At 42.4% G+C, this 12,744-nt stretch carries 16 protein-coding genes; 7 read left to right on the forward strand and 9 right to left on the reverse strand.

Annotation, left to right across the window (positions count from 1 at the left end; genetic code table 11):
- Nucleotides 1–66: 66 nt before the first annotated feature.
- Entirely contained in the window at nucleotides 67–666 is a 600-nt protein-coding gene (locus BET10_RS16835; protein WP_070986751.1) for a Yip1 family protein, read from the reverse strand.
- 638 nt (nucleotides 667–1,304) lie between these two features.
- Between BET10_RS16835 and miaE the strand changes: the two genes are divergently transcribed.
- Entirely contained in the window at nucleotides 1,305–2,063 is a 759-nt protein-coding gene (gene miaE, locus BET10_RS16840; protein ID WP_070986752.1) for a tRNA isopentenyl-2-thiomethyl-A-37 hydroxylase MiaE, read from the forward strand.
- Nucleotides 2,064–2,096: 33 nt separating this feature from the next.
- On the opposite strand, the gene BET10_RS16845 is transcribed toward miaE, so the two are convergent.
- Nucleotides 2,097–2,831 carry a UDP-2,3-diacylglucosamine diphosphatase gene (locus BET10_RS16845; RefSeq protein ID WP_070986753.1) on the reverse strand — a complete coding sequence of 245 codons (735 nt, stop codon included), beginning with the start codon at nucleotides 2,829–2,831 and terminating at the stop codon, nucleotides 2,097–2,099.
- A gap of 52 nt (nucleotides 2,832–2,883) precedes the next feature.
- Nucleotides 2,884–3,375, reverse strand: a complete 492-nt coding sequence (gene ppiB / locus BET10_RS16850; RefSeq protein ID WP_070986754.1) for a peptidylprolyl isomerase B — start codon at nucleotides 3,373–3,375, stop codon at nucleotides 2,884–2,886.
- Between the two features lie 203 nt (nucleotides 3,376–3,578).
- Between ppiB and cysS the strand changes: the two genes are divergently transcribed.
- From cysS to BET10_RS16865, 3 genes are all read left to right on the forward strand, one after another.
- The gene (gene cysS, locus BET10_RS16855; protein WP_070986755.1) at nucleotides 3,579–4,958 is read left to right on the forward strand and encodes a cysteine--tRNA ligase; all 1,380 of its coding nucleotides are present in this window, start codon (nucleotides 3,579–3,581) and stop codon (nucleotides 4,956–4,958) included.
- 79 nt (nucleotides 4,959–5,037) lie between these two features.
- On the forward strand, nucleotides 5,038–5,904 hold the full coding sequence (locus BET10_RS16860; protein ID WP_070986756.1) for a mechanosensitive ion channel family protein: 867 nt from the start codon (nucleotides 5,038–5,040) through the stop codon (nucleotides 5,902–5,904).
- Nucleotides 5,905–6,152: 248 nt separating this feature from the next.
- Complete coding sequence (locus BET10_RS16865; protein ID WP_070986757.1) at nucleotides 6,153–6,608, forward strand: hypothetical protein; 456 nt, start codon at nucleotides 6,153–6,155, stop codon at nucleotides 6,606–6,608.
- A gap of 50 nt (nucleotides 6,609–6,658) precedes the next feature.
- Here BET10_RS16865 and BET10_RS16870 read toward each other — a convergent pair whose 3' ends face one another.
- Genes BET10_RS16870 through BET10_RS16885 form a run of 4 tightly spaced genes read right to left on the reverse strand, consistent with a single transcriptional unit; the run spans nucleotide 6,659 to nucleotide 9,407 of the window.
- Nucleotides 6,659–7,474: a mechanosensitive ion channel family protein gene (locus tag BET10_RS16870; RefSeq protein WP_420820129.1), complete on the reverse strand. Its 816-nt coding sequence runs from the start codon at nucleotides 7,472–7,474 to the stop codon at nucleotides 6,659–6,661.
- A 29-nt stretch (nucleotides 7,475–7,503) separates the two neighbouring features.
- Nucleotides 7,504–8,193, reverse strand: coding sequence for an LrgB family protein (locus BET10_RS16875; RefSeq protein WP_070986759.1), 690 nt, complete (start codon nucleotides 8,191–8,193; stop codon nucleotides 7,504–7,506).
- Nucleotides 8,186–8,665 carry a CidA/LrgA family protein gene (locus BET10_RS16880; protein ID WP_083330589.1) on the reverse strand — a complete coding sequence of 160 codons (480 nt, stop codon included), beginning with the start codon at nucleotides 8,663–8,665 and terminating at the stop codon, nucleotides 8,186–8,188. The genes BET10_RS16875 and BET10_RS16880 overlap by 8 nt, the downstream gene beginning before the upstream one ends.
- On the reverse strand, nucleotides 8,616–9,407 hold the full coding sequence (locus BET10_RS16885; RefSeq protein ID WP_070986760.1) for a crotonase/enoyl-CoA hydratase family protein: 792 nt from the start codon (nucleotides 9,405–9,407) through the stop codon (nucleotides 8,616–8,618). Before BET10_RS16885 ends, BET10_RS16880 begins: the two co-directional genes overlap by 50 nt.
- A 164-nt stretch (nucleotides 9,408–9,571) precedes the next feature.
- Here BET10_RS16885 and BET10_RS16890 point away from each other — a divergent pair, with 164 nt between their 5' ends.
- The 3 genes from BET10_RS16890 to BET10_RS16900 all read left to right on the forward strand — a co-directional run bounded on the left by BET10_RS16890 (nucleotide 9,572) and on the right by BET10_RS16900 (nucleotide 11,198).
- Nucleotides 9,572–9,895, forward strand: a complete 324-nt coding sequence (locus BET10_RS16890) for a DUF440 family protein (protein WP_070986761.1) — start codon at nucleotides 9,572–9,574, stop codon at nucleotides 9,893–9,895.
- Between the two features lie 65 nt (nucleotides 9,896–9,960).
- Complete coding sequence (locus tag BET10_RS16895) at nucleotides 9,961–10,746, forward strand: DUF481 domain-containing protein (protein ID WP_070986762.1); 786 nt, start codon at nucleotides 9,961–9,963, stop codon at nucleotides 10,744–10,746.
- A gap of 11 nt (nucleotides 10,747–10,757) precedes the next feature.
- Entirely contained in the window at nucleotides 10,758–11,198 is a 441-nt protein-coding gene (locus BET10_RS16900; RefSeq protein WP_070986763.1) for a hypothetical protein, read from the forward strand.
- An 18-nt stretch (nucleotides 11,199–11,216) separates the two neighbouring features.
- Here BET10_RS16900 and BET10_RS16905 read toward each other — a convergent pair whose 3' ends face one another.
- Both BET10_RS16905 and ygfZ read right to left on the reverse strand, forming a co-directional pair.
- Complete coding sequence (locus tag BET10_RS16905) at nucleotides 11,217–11,702, reverse strand: FKBP-type peptidyl-prolyl cis-trans isomerase (RefSeq protein WP_070986764.1); 486 nt, start codon at nucleotides 11,700–11,702, stop codon at nucleotides 11,217–11,219.
- A 12-nt stretch (nucleotides 11,703–11,714) separates the two neighbouring features.
- Entirely contained in the window at nucleotides 11,715–12,632 is a 918-nt protein-coding gene (gene ygfZ, locus BET10_RS16910) for a CAF17-like 4Fe-4S cluster assembly/insertion protein YgfZ (protein WP_070986765.1), read from the reverse strand.
- Nucleotides 12,633–12,744 lie beyond the last annotated feature (112 nt).

Consider the following 12,744-nt stretch of genomic DNA (forward strand, 5'->3'; position numbering starts at 1 on the left):
CCTTACCTAGCTGAAAAAAGGAGCGTTTACGCTCCTTTTTTTGTGTCTCATTTATAAGTCAATAAGTTAACTGAAAGTTGGGCTGATGATGCCGTTTGTCCACAAGATGGCTGTAGCAGCTAAAATGATCACCAACAGAATGAGTCCACAGGTAACGACAGAACTTGCGTAGATAAAGCCACGCTCCTCAGGGATGTGCATAAGAATTGGCACGCCTGTATAGAGTAGGTAGACAGAGTAAGCCAGCGCAACAAGCCCGACGCTTGCCACAAACCATAGCTCCGGATAGAAGGCCGAAAACGCTGACATAAACATAGGCGTCGCAGTGTAAGCGGATAACTCTAGTGTTTGTGTAAACGTTGGCTTAGCACCAAAAGTTACCGCCATCCAATGTGAAAGATAAGACAAAGCAAAAATACCCACGATTAACGCGCAGTACATAGCAACACCAATCATTAAGGCACTATCATGGGTGAGAAATACCGCGTCTCCTGCGCCAATTCTCCAACCTAAATGAACTGATGAGTAATACCCCATAATGCTTGGAATAAGCGCTATAAGGGCGATGTGAGATAAACTATATTTGATGCTTTCGTGACGATTGTCGATAGTTTGCCACTCTTCGAGTGGGTGAGCATACAAGCCCCATAAATGATTAAGGATCATAACCTGTCCCTCATAAAATGTGTTGTGTTATTTTTATACAGTACCTTTTTAGTTATGAGAGACGGTCTGATTTTTGTCAAGATTAGGTTAAACTTTTGTCTAATTGAAACTTTCAGAATTGATCGAAATCAACTAATCTTTGGTGTTCGTTCCGCTGATGCAGGCTTCTAGAGCGAAACAGATATGTTACATAAACCACTTTTTAGAAACTTTTGTTATCACGCGTAGCCCAACCCAAACAAATAGCACAACTTTTAACACTAAAATAAACCTACTGCCTCCTGCGATCATATTAAGAAGATCGGCACATACGGCATCACAATTGTGAACTCCCCAAGCGTAAGAAAGCGGCATGAACAAGACCAACTATAAGAAAAATATACATTTTTATGTGTTTGTTTAGCGCTCCTGCGTTATTTGAGTATATGAGGCAACTCATCGAGCAACGCATAATGTACCTGTATAATCGGAGTGGCTTGGCTAATTTTTAGCTTGGTGTGGTTTGACTACGATTGTTGCCGATACGAAATTGATCCCAGTTAATTCGAACCAATTAGGTTTGTGATAGAATACTGTCCATATTGTATTAAGAGTTGCTGTAGCTGCTAAAAAGCAGTTGCTTATGTAGAGATAGAAAATTGGAAGAACTGTTAAAACCAATCAAAACTTTTTTGGGCTGCGAAACGCCTAATCAATGGATCGAAGAAGCCGCCAAAGAAGAAAACTTGTCTGTTGTATTAATAGATCACTTAATATGTGAATTGAAGGCTGCTCAATCAGCTATGTTCTTAATTCGCAAATATGCGGTTGATAAGGACAGTGGCGATGCACTGCTGGAGTGGCTAAAACCATTTGAAACACTCATCTATAAGCGCGAAGGCAATTGGCGTGATTTAGTAGATAAAAACAAACTCACAAAATCGATGATACCAAAATCGAACACGCCTTATGGACAAGATCTTATAGATAAGATGGTGCTGTTGATAAAGGAAGAGTTGCACCATTTTTATCAAGTGCTTGAAATTATGGATGAGTATGGCGTTGAGTATCAAAGTATTACGCCATGCCGTTATGCAAAAGGGATGTTACGCCACGTCAAAACGTTTGAACCAGATGCAATGATAGACAAGCTTATAGTTGGCGCTTATATCGAGGCACGATCTTGCGAACGGTTTGCTAAGCTAGCGCCTCATGTTGATAAACGTTTAGGTGATTTTTATATCTCATTGCTGCGCTCAGAAGCGCGTCACTATCAGGATTACTTAACGCTAGCCGAAGAAATCGCAGGCCATGATATTTCAGAGCGTGTGGCGTATTTTGCTAAGGTAGAAGCTGATTTGATTTCATCACCAGATGAAGACTTTAAGTTTCACAGTGGGGTGCCAGCTCAGCCTTGATAGGTGAGCGAGTATTTTAAGGCCATTCTGGCGTTAAGCGGTCTGGTCTTTTATCAATGTTTGTTCACCTAGTTCATTGACGACTAAAAATGAACCTTGGCTATACCAGTCACCTAATACGGTGCGCGTTAAGGTCTGGCCATGTTGCTCATAATGATGTACATCTGGGCGGTGCGTGTGGCCATGGATCATCTGTGTGACTTGATAGCGCTCAAACATCTCTATTACCGCGCTGTGTGTCACGTCTAAAATTTCGGCCGCTTTACCCATTTGATTGGCCTTGCTCTTGGCTCTTGCATCACGGGCGATTTTTCGCCTTATGCTCAGCGGTAAAGATAAAATCATTTTTGGCCACCACCAGCCACGGCTCTTTTTGCGAAACTTTTGATAGGCAATATCTTCAGTACACATTTCGTCGCCGTGTAGAATAACCGTTTTTATACCATATAAATCAATTACATGCTGCTCTGGTAGTAACGTCATTCCGGCCTGTTTGGCATAGCGCTTTCCTAACAAAAAGTCGCGATTGCCGTGAATAAAGTAAGTGCGAATACCCATTTCTTTTAATGCAGCGAGTTTTTGGACAACTTGTTGAGCGAGCGTGGAGTGTTCATCATCGCCAATCCATACTTCAAAAAAGTCACCAAGAATGTATAGCGCATCGACCTCAGCGCTCATGTGCTGAGATAAAAAATCAAAAAAAGCCTCAGTGATAACAGGGGAGTCTTCGCTTAGGTGTAGATCAGAAATGAAGTAGGTTTTACGCATGGGTCTTCTTTGTGGCATAAAGCGGGCATCGCCCGCTTAAACACATTACCAATTAGGCAACGGTGACTTTTTCGATAACCACATCTTCAAGTGGTACATCTTGGTGAAAGCCTGATGAACCAGTTGCAACCGCTTTGATCTTGTTTACAACGTCCATGCCTTCAACCACTTTTGCAAATACGCAGTAACCCCAGCCTTGCGATGTTTCGCTGCTGAAGTTTAAGAAGTCATTATCATTGACATTAATAAAAAACTGAGCCGTCGCAGAGTGTGGATCCGGTGTACGTGCCATGGCTAGGGTACCCACTTTGTTGCTCAAACCGTTGTTTGCTTCGTTTTGGATTGGTGCTTGAACAGACTTTTGTTCCATACCCGGTGCAAAGCCGCCACCTTGGATCATGAATCCATCGATAACACGGTGAAAAATAGTGCCATCATAAAAACCAGATTTGGCATAGTTTAAAAAGTTTTCAACTGTTTTAGGTGCGTCTTCAGCGAATAATTCAATGCTGATTTCACCAAAGTTAGTGTGTAGAACAACCATTTCGGCTTCCTAATCATTAATATATAGAAAGAAGCTATTCTATAGCACAATGGCCTTGCGTGACAATTTTCCTGATGGATTTAATCGGGTATCCGCAAAAATGTTTTGTATTTGGGAAAATAGCAGCACATTGGGTATAGAGTGGTGACGGGCCAAGTGTTATCATTGGGTTTCATGTCTATTTTGTTTAGGAATAACACTACATGTTGCAGATATACAACACACTTACTCGCCAAAAAGCGCCATTTAAACCTCTCGTCGAAGGCAAAGTCGACATGTATGTGTGTGGTATCACCATTTATGATTTCTGCCATGTAGGCCATGCGCGTACTTATGTATCATTTGATGTGATGAACCGTTACCTACGCTATCTTGGCTATGATGTAACTTATGTACGTAACATCACAGACGTAGATGATAAAATCATCAAACGTGCAGCTGAAAACAAAGAAGAGATCAATGATTTAACTGTTCGCATGACCAAAGCAATGCACGAAGATTTTGATGCGTTGAATATTCTACCGGCTGACATTGAGCCAACGGTAACGGGTCATATGGACGAAATTATAGCGATGATTGAGACGCTTATTGCGAAGGGTCATGCTTATGTCGCAAGCAGTGGTGATGTGTTGTTTGATGTTTCGACTTTTGAGCAATACGGCCAACTATCACAGCAAGACCTTGAAATGTTGCAAGCCGGTGCACGAGTTGAAGTTGCGCAAGATAAAGACGATCCATTAGATTTTGTACTTTGGAAAAAAGCCAAAGCAGGTGAGCCTGCGTGGCAATCGCCTTGGGGTGATGGTCGCCCAGGTTGGCATATCGAATGTAGTGCAATGAGCTCAAAGCACCTAGGTGAGTTTTTTGATATTCACGGCGGCGGCTCTGATCTACAGTTTCCTCACCATGAGAATGAAATCGCGCAATCATGCTGTGCAAACAATGGTAAGTATGTAAATACTTGGATCCACACCGGTATGGTGCAAGTAAATAAAGAAAAAATGTCTAAGTCTTTGGGCAACTTCTTTACTGTTCGCGAAGTTCTAAAGCAATATGACCGCGAAACTGTGCGCTACTTTTTGATCAACGGTCACTATCGTAGCCAGTTAAACTATTCGCAAGAAAACTTAGAACAAGCGCGTTCATCACTTGAGCGTATATACACAGCATTGCGTGGTGTAGAGTTGGTTGAAATCTCGCTAGAGGGTAACGACTACGCGAAACGTTTTGAAGCGGCAATGAACGATGACTTCAACACTCCTGAAGCGCTGCCAGTGATCTTTGAATTAGCGAAGGAAGTAAACCTGCTAAAAGACAAAGATAGCACGACAGCGGGTGAACACGCATATGTGCTGGTGCAACTTGCAAGTGTATTAGGTATTGCCCAGCAAGACCCTGAGCGTTTTTTACAGGGTGAGCAAGACAACGACGAAGTTGCAAAAATTGAAGCGCTTATTACCAAGCGTAACGAGGCGCGTGCAAATAAAGATTGGGCTGCTGCCGATGAAGCTCGTGATGCGCTTAATGCGCTGGGTGTGGTGCTAGAAGATAGTGCAGGAAAAACGACTTGGCGCAAGGCTTAAGCCACAAATCAAATAGTTGCGAATTTTAAATGTAAACGCCACACTCAAACGTGTGGCGTTTTTTTTTGGAGAAAAATAAATGGATATGAGCTGGCTGGATCAAGAGTTGGTAAAAATGGGTAACTTCTCTTTGCTTGTGGGTGAGCTGTTATCATTCTTTGTGGTGATAGTGGTAACTTTCATTCTATCGCGTGTATTGCGAGCTGCTTTTCAACGTTTAGCTATGCGCCAAGGTGTGATAGCGCACACGTCAGCTTATGTTATAGGTCGTATTATTCATTATATCGTACTGTTTATTGGCTTTATCATTGCCCTTACTGCTTTAGGTATGGAAATGACCGAACTTGCGCTGATTGCTAGTGCCTTAGGGGTGGGGATTGGCTTAGGTTTACAGGGCATGGTGAACAACTTTGTGTCTGGGCTAGTGCTGCTTCTAGAGAAAACCGTTAAAGTGGGCGATTTTGTAGAGTTATCCAATGATGTTGTTGGCGAGGTTATGGCCATTTATATGCGTGCGACCTTAATAAGAACTAATGATAATGTAGATATTCTTATTCCCAATGCTGAGCTGGTTTCAGGATTAGTGACGAACTGGACTTTGGCTGAAAAGGTAAGGCGTTTTCGCATCTCATTCTCGGTAGCATATGGCAGCGATAAAGAATTAGTAAAAACAGCTGTACTTGAAGCTGCTGACAACGTGCCATATACACTTAACAGCCCTGGTAGAGAGCCCACCGTATGGATGACAGGGTTTGGCGACAGCAGTTTAAACTTCACTTTGGGCGTGTGGGTGCAACCTGAGCAGGTCAAACGACCAACTGCGCTTGTTTCTGATTACTTATGGGCCATTGACGATGCGTTTCGCACACATGGTATTGAAATCCCATTCCCGCAACGAGATATTCATATTCGCTCAACAATAGAGAAAAAAGATTGTACACAATAGGTAAATAATTGGATGGTATGTAGACTTCATAAATATCGCGAATATAGAGATAAATCGGCTGTGATTTGCTTAAATTTCACAGCTTGAACGGCTAAATTTATGTTTTTTATATCAATCTAATAACCTCTCCGTGTGATGTAGTTAACTTAATTGACGCTTAAGTTGTCAAGCTGTAAACATTTAATTTTGCATAAAATGAAATTAGCATTATAGTTAAATTAGTGTAATTTAACTGAGTGATTAAGCCTATGGCTGACGGTGTAGTGGAGTTTGATTTTGATCATACGGCTACCTTTATTGATGCCATGAATAGCGGGCTTAAACACCTCAGCAGCAGGGTATTCACATGTAGAGCCATGGCGCGCAGCGGGGTCCACTTTCATCTGTATGCTCGGCGTAAAAGCCCATTTCGTGATGCCGAAACAATTCTAATTTGTAGAGAAGTGTCTGAGTTTGCTCTAACTGGGCATAATAACTTCGATTACAGTTGGAGCGATCAGGAACTCGCTGTCATTGATGCGCTCAAAGCTCAAGGCCATAGTCTTTTACCTATGTTTATTGTGGGTCGCAGAGGTCCTTCAATGGCATTTTTCCTCGAAGAGAATGAACTGCGTCATGGAGCCGTGTGTGCTCAGGAGGTATTGTGTCGTATGATGTCTGATCATGATGCAGCAAGGGCACTGGCTAGCACATTGGTATATTAGCTGCGACAAGAATTCCCAACCTATTAGGCACCGCAAGGTGCCTTTTCTTTTTATTCATCGTCTTTTTTCAGTGTGACAACCCTCTGTGGGAAAGGTATTTCTATATTGGCTGCATTTATCGCACGGTAAACTTGTTTATTGATAGCCAGTTTGGTTTCAATGATTTGGGTGGTTGGCACCCAGTATCGGTAGCTGATGATCACAGCGCTATCACCAAATTGCTCGATGCCTACTTGGGGCTGAGGACTTTTGGCCACTTGATCATTGGCTAAAATAACGGTGACGATTTCGTTTATTGCTGTATCACTACAAGCACTATAAGCAATTCCAATTTCTCCTTTTACAAGCGAATATTCAAAAGAGTTGTGTAGTATTTCTCCAATGATGTGTTTATTGGGAATGGTGATCTCTACTTTTTCCTCATTGATCAATATTGTGTGACCCAGCTCAATTTTTTTAACCTGACCACTTACGCCTTTTATCTGAATGGTGTCTCCGACGATAAACGGGCGTGTGGCGATAATAGCAAGTCCGGACCCATAGTTTGATAGCATTCCCTGTAGTGCTAAACCTGCACCCAATGATGCTGCACCAATCGCTGCTACGAACGGAGTTACACTGATACCAACTTTGCCAAGCGCAATGATCACGAACATCACAATCAGTAAAACTTTAACTAGGTTACTGATAAAATTAGTGAGTGTGATGTCTATGTGATGGCGCTGCATAAGCGCTTCGACCATTTTTGATATGCGATTGGATACCCATAATCCGAATAATAGAATTATGAGGGCACCCATTACCTGCATACTGTAGGTGACTAGATAGTCTCTGATCAGGTTAAAATAATGTTCAAACTGTTTCATTTCTTGTTCAATCAAAGTAAGTATCCTTTTTATGAGAGCGTAATTAACCAATGGTACAAGGGGGGGACCCAAATGGCGGTGACGACTGCGCTAACGGTCATTGCTGCGGATGCATAGGCTCCGGCCGCATGATGGTATTCTAACGCACTGGCAGTACCAATTGCATGGCAGGATACACCAAGAGCGATGCCTTTGGCTTGGGGTTGCATGATATTTAACCTAGTCAGTATCGCCACGCCAAATATACCACCGAATATGCCCACTAGGATCACCATGATAGCGGCGATAGCACTCATGCCACCCAGACTTTCGCTGATCAGCAGCGTGATAGGAGTGGTGACAGAAAGTGCCGCGAGGGACGCACTTAGTTGATCGTCAGCGGAGTATAACTGGCAAAGTATAAATGCAACTAAAGTGGCACAGGTTACACCTATAAAGCTACATGCGACTAGTGGCACAAAGTGTTGTTTGATGCTGCCGAATTGTGTGTACAAAGGGTAAGCAAGCGCAACCACAGCCACTTCGAGGAAAAAGTGTATTGGCTGTGTTGCTTGAAAGAATGTTTGGTAGTTAACTTCAAATGTTAGCAACCAAGCAATTATCACCATAATACAAAGTAATAATGGGTTAAGCGTTGGCGTTTGGTACTTTGTATGCAATGTGCGAAAGAGCAAATAAAGAGCTCCGACTAAGGCACAGATGAGCAGTGAGTTAATCATGAAAAGCCACTTTTTTAGCAATTATTCCGACCACACATAACCCTGTCAGGGGTACCAGAATCAATACACTCACTAGCAGGGGCCAATGCGTGCTCAGTAATGAAGTGTATTGTACGACTCCGACACCAGCGGGAATAAAAAACAGTGCCATATATTTTAAAATAGGCTCACAAGCAGGAGCTAGCCATTGTGGTTTTAATAATTTTGAGCTGAGCAACAAAAACATAAGTGCCATACCTGTTAGCGGGGCGGGTATAGATAGCTGTAGCCAAACATTGAGTAGCTTAGCACTAAACAAACACAGCAACAGTAATGTGATTGCTGTGCAGAACTTCATGATAGTTAACAAATTACTCTCCGCAAATCTGTGTGACTTGCTGGCAATCATAATTGACCAGCAACGATACCTCAATTGGACGAATTTACCACTTGGCCCGCTGTTGATAAGGTTTGTGCTCTTCGTTTGTTGCATTATGCATCGCAATTCTTGTGTTCTTGCTTAATAGTAATCTGATTTGCGAAAAGGTTTCTTTTGCGAGTGTTGCTCTGCGGTTTTGTTGATAGGCCGCTTGGTTGACCTTTTTTATCGCTGCGAGTGCATCGGGAGAGCGGGTCAGTAGTTGTGAAAGTAGCTTATCACAGTCATAGTGTAAGTCCTTACTAACCATTGACACCAAACCGACATGCAATGCTTCTTGAGCGTCGATTGGGGTGCCAAGGTAAGTTAGCATCAGTGCTTTGTCATAGGGCATTGTACTTGGCAATAGTGGGCCGGAGCCCATGTCTGGACAGAGTCCCCAGCGCGATTCCATAATCGCAAGCTTGGCACGAGAGGAAGCGATTCGATAGTCAGCGCCTAGGGCAATGTGCATACCACCACCAAAACAATTCCCGTCAATTAATGCAATGACAGGCACGGGCAGCGTACGCCAATCTATGCAGACGCGTTGCGCGAGATTGGCGTTGCCTGGCAACCATTTGAACAGCAGCCTCAAAATGGCTGAGGGTTGTTTCATAACAGACTTAACATCCAATCCTGAGCAAAAATTGTCTCCTGCGCCTTGCAATACAACTGCCTTAAGCTGACGATTTTTTTTAAGCTTCTTGATGGCTTGATCGATTGCAACAAACATCTCGAAAGTGAGCGCATTTTGCTTTTCTGGACGATTAAGCGTCAGCCAGGCAACATCGCCGTGATATTCTAGTGTAAGCATGTAGGTATCCTGTATTCTTTATTCTAAGTATTTGAATTAGAGTTTATATTCTAAAGACAATAATTTCAGCATAGAAATTTGCCCATTTAACGAAACACCATAGCCTTTAATTTTGTGATTTTGCTATCATATCAATTAATGCATTAATAATGAGTACCTCGACCATGTCAGCCCGTTTATGTAGTGTTGAAGAAATAACACATCAAGCCTATGAGATTTTTCAACAGCTAGCGCCAGATAACTTATCTGAGCAGGACATAGAGCAATTTAACCTGCACCATGAAGAATATGGTTTTATCGAAGATAGTGAGCCTGATGATAGTTGGCAAGATTTAGTGGCGTTGGAAGTTGAACCCGAGCACTTTGTGCAGGTGATGATCGGTATTGAATATGAAGATGGTGACGAAGTTTTAGCAAAAATACTGATCAGTCGCGATCTAGATGCGCCATTTTGTCATGTTTTGTGGAAGCAAAACGATTCAGAGTAACTATTACTAAAAGTTGTTGTAAAGTAGTGCGATACTTCAAAGTCTGTATTTTTATTTTAGGTCTGATGTGGGTGCCACATGGCTATAGCGCCGCTCCTTTAGAAGATTTCCATCAGTATGGTGAGGTTTCAGATGATGAAATTCATCAATTACATGTCGGAGATTTACTTTATGGGGATGTTGAGTTTGGCTTAATTGCCAACAAGGGAAACTCTGAGAACACTGCTTTTAAGCTAAAAAGCAATGTATATCAAGATTTTACTCAGTGGCGTAATCAGCTTAAGGTTGATGCGTTATATCGAGAAGATACTGAAAATGATACGGGGCATAACGAAGTAACGGCTTCGCGGTATTTTGTCTCCGCTCAAGGGAACTATAAAGTCGGTAAGGACAATGAATCGTTTTTTCTGTACGCGGATTATTTAAACGACAAGTTCAATGGTAAAGACTATACAACTACGGTTGCTATGGGGTACGGTAATCGCCTTTTTGAAGGGCGTAAGAATACGATTGATTTTGATATCGGACCGGGTTTGTATTTGTCGAAAAGCGACGAAGAATCAGCATTAGACGAAGGTCAATCTAGATTACAACGCGGTCACTTGTTGCGTATAGCTTTACAATGGGAGCGCAAGATTTCTGAGCGGACCCGTTTTAATCATGATATGAGTATGGAAATATCACTTTCTGGCTTAAATGATCGTATGGTGAGCGAAACTGCGGTTGTAAGCCAAGTTTTGGGTGGTGTGTCGTTGAAGGTATCCTATAGCTACCGTTATAATTCTCAGCCAGAAGAAGGTAAACTGAAAACTGACACAGAACTAGGCGCTACTTTGGTATACAGTTTTTAAAGAGGAAGGTTATGTACCGTCATACTCAATTTTCATGGGCAATTATGGCTATCTTAGCTTGGGTTGCGAGTTTTTTAATTTTGGCGACTTGGTTACTTGGATACAATGTTATGGTGTTGGTCTTTGCTATTATTCTAGCCATACTGTGTTGTACATTCTACGCGCTTACAATTGAAGTGGATAAGGAAAAGCGAACGCTGAGCTGGTGGTTTGGTCCGGGAGTGGCAAAAAAGACGCTGAATTTTGAGGATATTACCGAGATTAAAGGCGTCACAAATTCGTTTCGTCATGGCGTGGGGATGAGAATCACCAACGATGGATGGGTATATTCAGCCTCAGGGTTTTCTGCAATTGAGGTAAGTTTACCCGATGGTATGAAGTACAGACTAGGCACCAATGATCAAGCCAACTTATTAAGTGCACTAAGTGAAAAGATTGCAAGCGCTGACTAGCGCTTGCAATGACCCAGCTTAGTGGTCATGACCACAGCCACCTTCGCCATGAACATGGCCATGAGCTAGCTCATCTTCTGTTGCATCACGTACTTCAAGGATCTCGACGTCAAAGTTTAGCGTGATCCCTGACAGTGGATGGTTACCATCAACAACGACTTCGTCATCCTGTATATCAATAATCATGACTAATTGATCGCCGTCATCGGTGGTTGCACGAAACTGCATGCCCACTTCAATTTCCATGCCTTCAAACATTGACTTGGGTACAGCCTGCATCAGATTATCGTGACGTTCACCGTAGCCTTGCTCAGGCTCAACGGTAACGCTGAGCTTGTCACCCACTTGCTTGTCCATTAAAGCATTTTCTAAGCCTGGAATTAAATAGCCAGTGCCTACGATAAACACCAGTGGTTCACCATCAAATGTATTGTCTATGGTGTTGCTATCATTATCTAAAACAGCGTAATGCATACTTACCACTTTATTTGGTGCAATTTTCATAATATATCCCGTTTATTGGTCATCTAGAGAGTAAGGAAGGGGCACAATGGTTAATGTGACCTCAGGTGAGTGTTTGGCACGAAGGCTTACCGATTGCTCCGTATCGTTAGGTAATACTGCCAATGCACTGTAGGTGTTTGTGGCACTATTAAACACTTGATGAATCACTTTACCTGCACGGCGCCAGTTATCACCAAGTTGTAGTTCAAGCTCGGTCTCTATAATCGCTTCAGGGCATTTGCCTTGTACGATGTACATTGCTCGTTTGTTTTTTCCTAAGTAGCGCATGCGTGCTACCGTTTCTTGACCCGTGTAACATCCTTTTTTAAAGCTGATGCCATCGAGTGCTTGTAAATTTATCATTTGTGGCACAAATTCTTCAATGTTTGATCCATTGACTTGGGGCTCACCTGCTAAGATCCCAGCTTCAATAAATAAGCTTGGATCCTCTTTAAATTCGATGCCATCCGGTAGAGCAAAGTCACTGTCGACGTACAACATCAAACGTTGGCCATCTAGTTTCAGTGCTTTGTTACGGCCAAAGTCACAGGCGGTGCGGCCATCGTCAAAATTTAAGCCTAGCAAATCACAAACATTGTTCAATTGTGTTTGGCTATAGATTCCCATGATCTTTGGCTCTTCTACATTGTCAATTTCAACTTTTGCAAACACGCCGTACTTTTTTAGTTCTCGCGATGATGCCTGAACTTCAGCGTCTGAGCCGAGTAACATAAACTGTTGTTGATGTTTGAAAACACGAAATGCGCCCCATAGTTTGCCTTTTGGACTACAATGGCCTGCCCAAAGGAAATTATGCTCGGTTATCAGGTTCATATCTTGAGTCAGTTGGCCATGTAAATAACTTAACTGCTCGGGCCCTGAAACGGCAATTAATTGATATGGGAGATTAACGGCACACGCAAGTGACATAGAATTAATCCTTAAAATGAGAATTGGTGTTATGGTAGCGTATAACTACAATCGCATAAATGTTCGTACGAAAAGAATTGTATGGATGGTGTCATTGGTGTTGTTTTTCAAG

The organism is Pseudoalteromonas amylolytica (assembly GCF_001854605.1).
GTDB classification, from domain to species: Bacteria; Pseudomonadota; Gammaproteobacteria; order Enterobacterales; family Alteromonadaceae; genus Pseudoalteromonas; species Pseudoalteromonas amylolytica.

Bases quoted from the DNA above. Each gene is read 5' to 3' on its own strand.
- BET10_RS16845 (WP_070986753.1), bottom strand. From the start codon at position 2,831: ATGCGTAAAACCTACTTCATTTCTGATCTACACCTAAGCGAAGACTCC.
- BET10_RS16880 (WP_083330589.1), bottom strand. From the start codon at position 8,665: ATGCAACAAACGAAGAGCACAAACCTTATCAACAGCGGGCCAAGTGGT.
- BET10_RS16900 (WP_070986763.1), top strand. From the start codon at position 10,758: ATGTACCGTCATACTCAATTTTCATGGGCAATTATGGCTATCTTAGCT.
- BET10_RS16885 (WP_070986760.1), bottom strand. From the start codon at position 9,407: ATGCTTACACTAGAATATCACGGCGATGTTGCCTGGCTGACGCTTAAT.
- cysS (WP_070986755.1), top strand. From the start codon at position 3,579: ATGTTGCAGATATACAACACACTTACTCGCCAAAAAGCGCCATTTAAA.
- BET10_RS16875 (WP_070986759.1), bottom strand. From the start codon at position 8,193: ATGATTAACTCACTGCTCATCTGTGCCTTAGTCGGAGCTCTTTATTTG.
- BET10_RS16835 (WP_070986751.1), bottom strand. From the start codon at position 666: ATGATCCTTAATCATTTATGGGGCTTGTATGCTCACCCACTCGAAGAG.
- BET10_RS16890 (WP_070986761.1), top strand. From the start codon at position 9,572: ATGTCAGCCCGTTTATGTAGTGTTGAAGAAATAACACATCAAGCCTAT.
- BET10_RS16870 (WP_420820129.1), bottom strand. From the start codon at position 7,474: ATGAAACAGTTTGAACATTATTTTAACCTGATCAGAGACTATCTAGTC.
- BET10_RS16860 (WP_070986756.1), top strand. From the start codon at position 5,038: ATGGATATGAGCTGGCTGGATCAAGAGTTGGTAAAAATGGGTAACTTC.
- ygfZ (WP_070986765.1), bottom strand. From the start codon at position 12,632: ATGTCACTTGCGTGTGCCGTTAATCTCCCATATCAATTAATTGCCGTT.
- BET10_RS16865 (WP_070986757.1), top strand. From the start codon at position 6,153: ATGGCTGACGGTGTAGTGGAGTTTGATTTTGATCATACGGCTACCTTT.
- BET10_RS16905 (WP_070986764.1), bottom strand. From the start codon at position 11,702: ATGAAAATTGCACCAAATAAAGTGGTAAGTATGCATTACGCTGTTTTA.
- BET10_RS16895 (WP_070986762.1), top strand. From the start codon at position 9,961: ATGTGGGTGCCACATGGCTATAGCGCCGCTCCTTTAGAAGATTTCCAT.
- ppiB (WP_070986754.1), bottom strand. From the start codon at position 3,375: ATGGTTGTTCTACACACTAACTTTGGTGAAATCAGCATTGAATTATTC.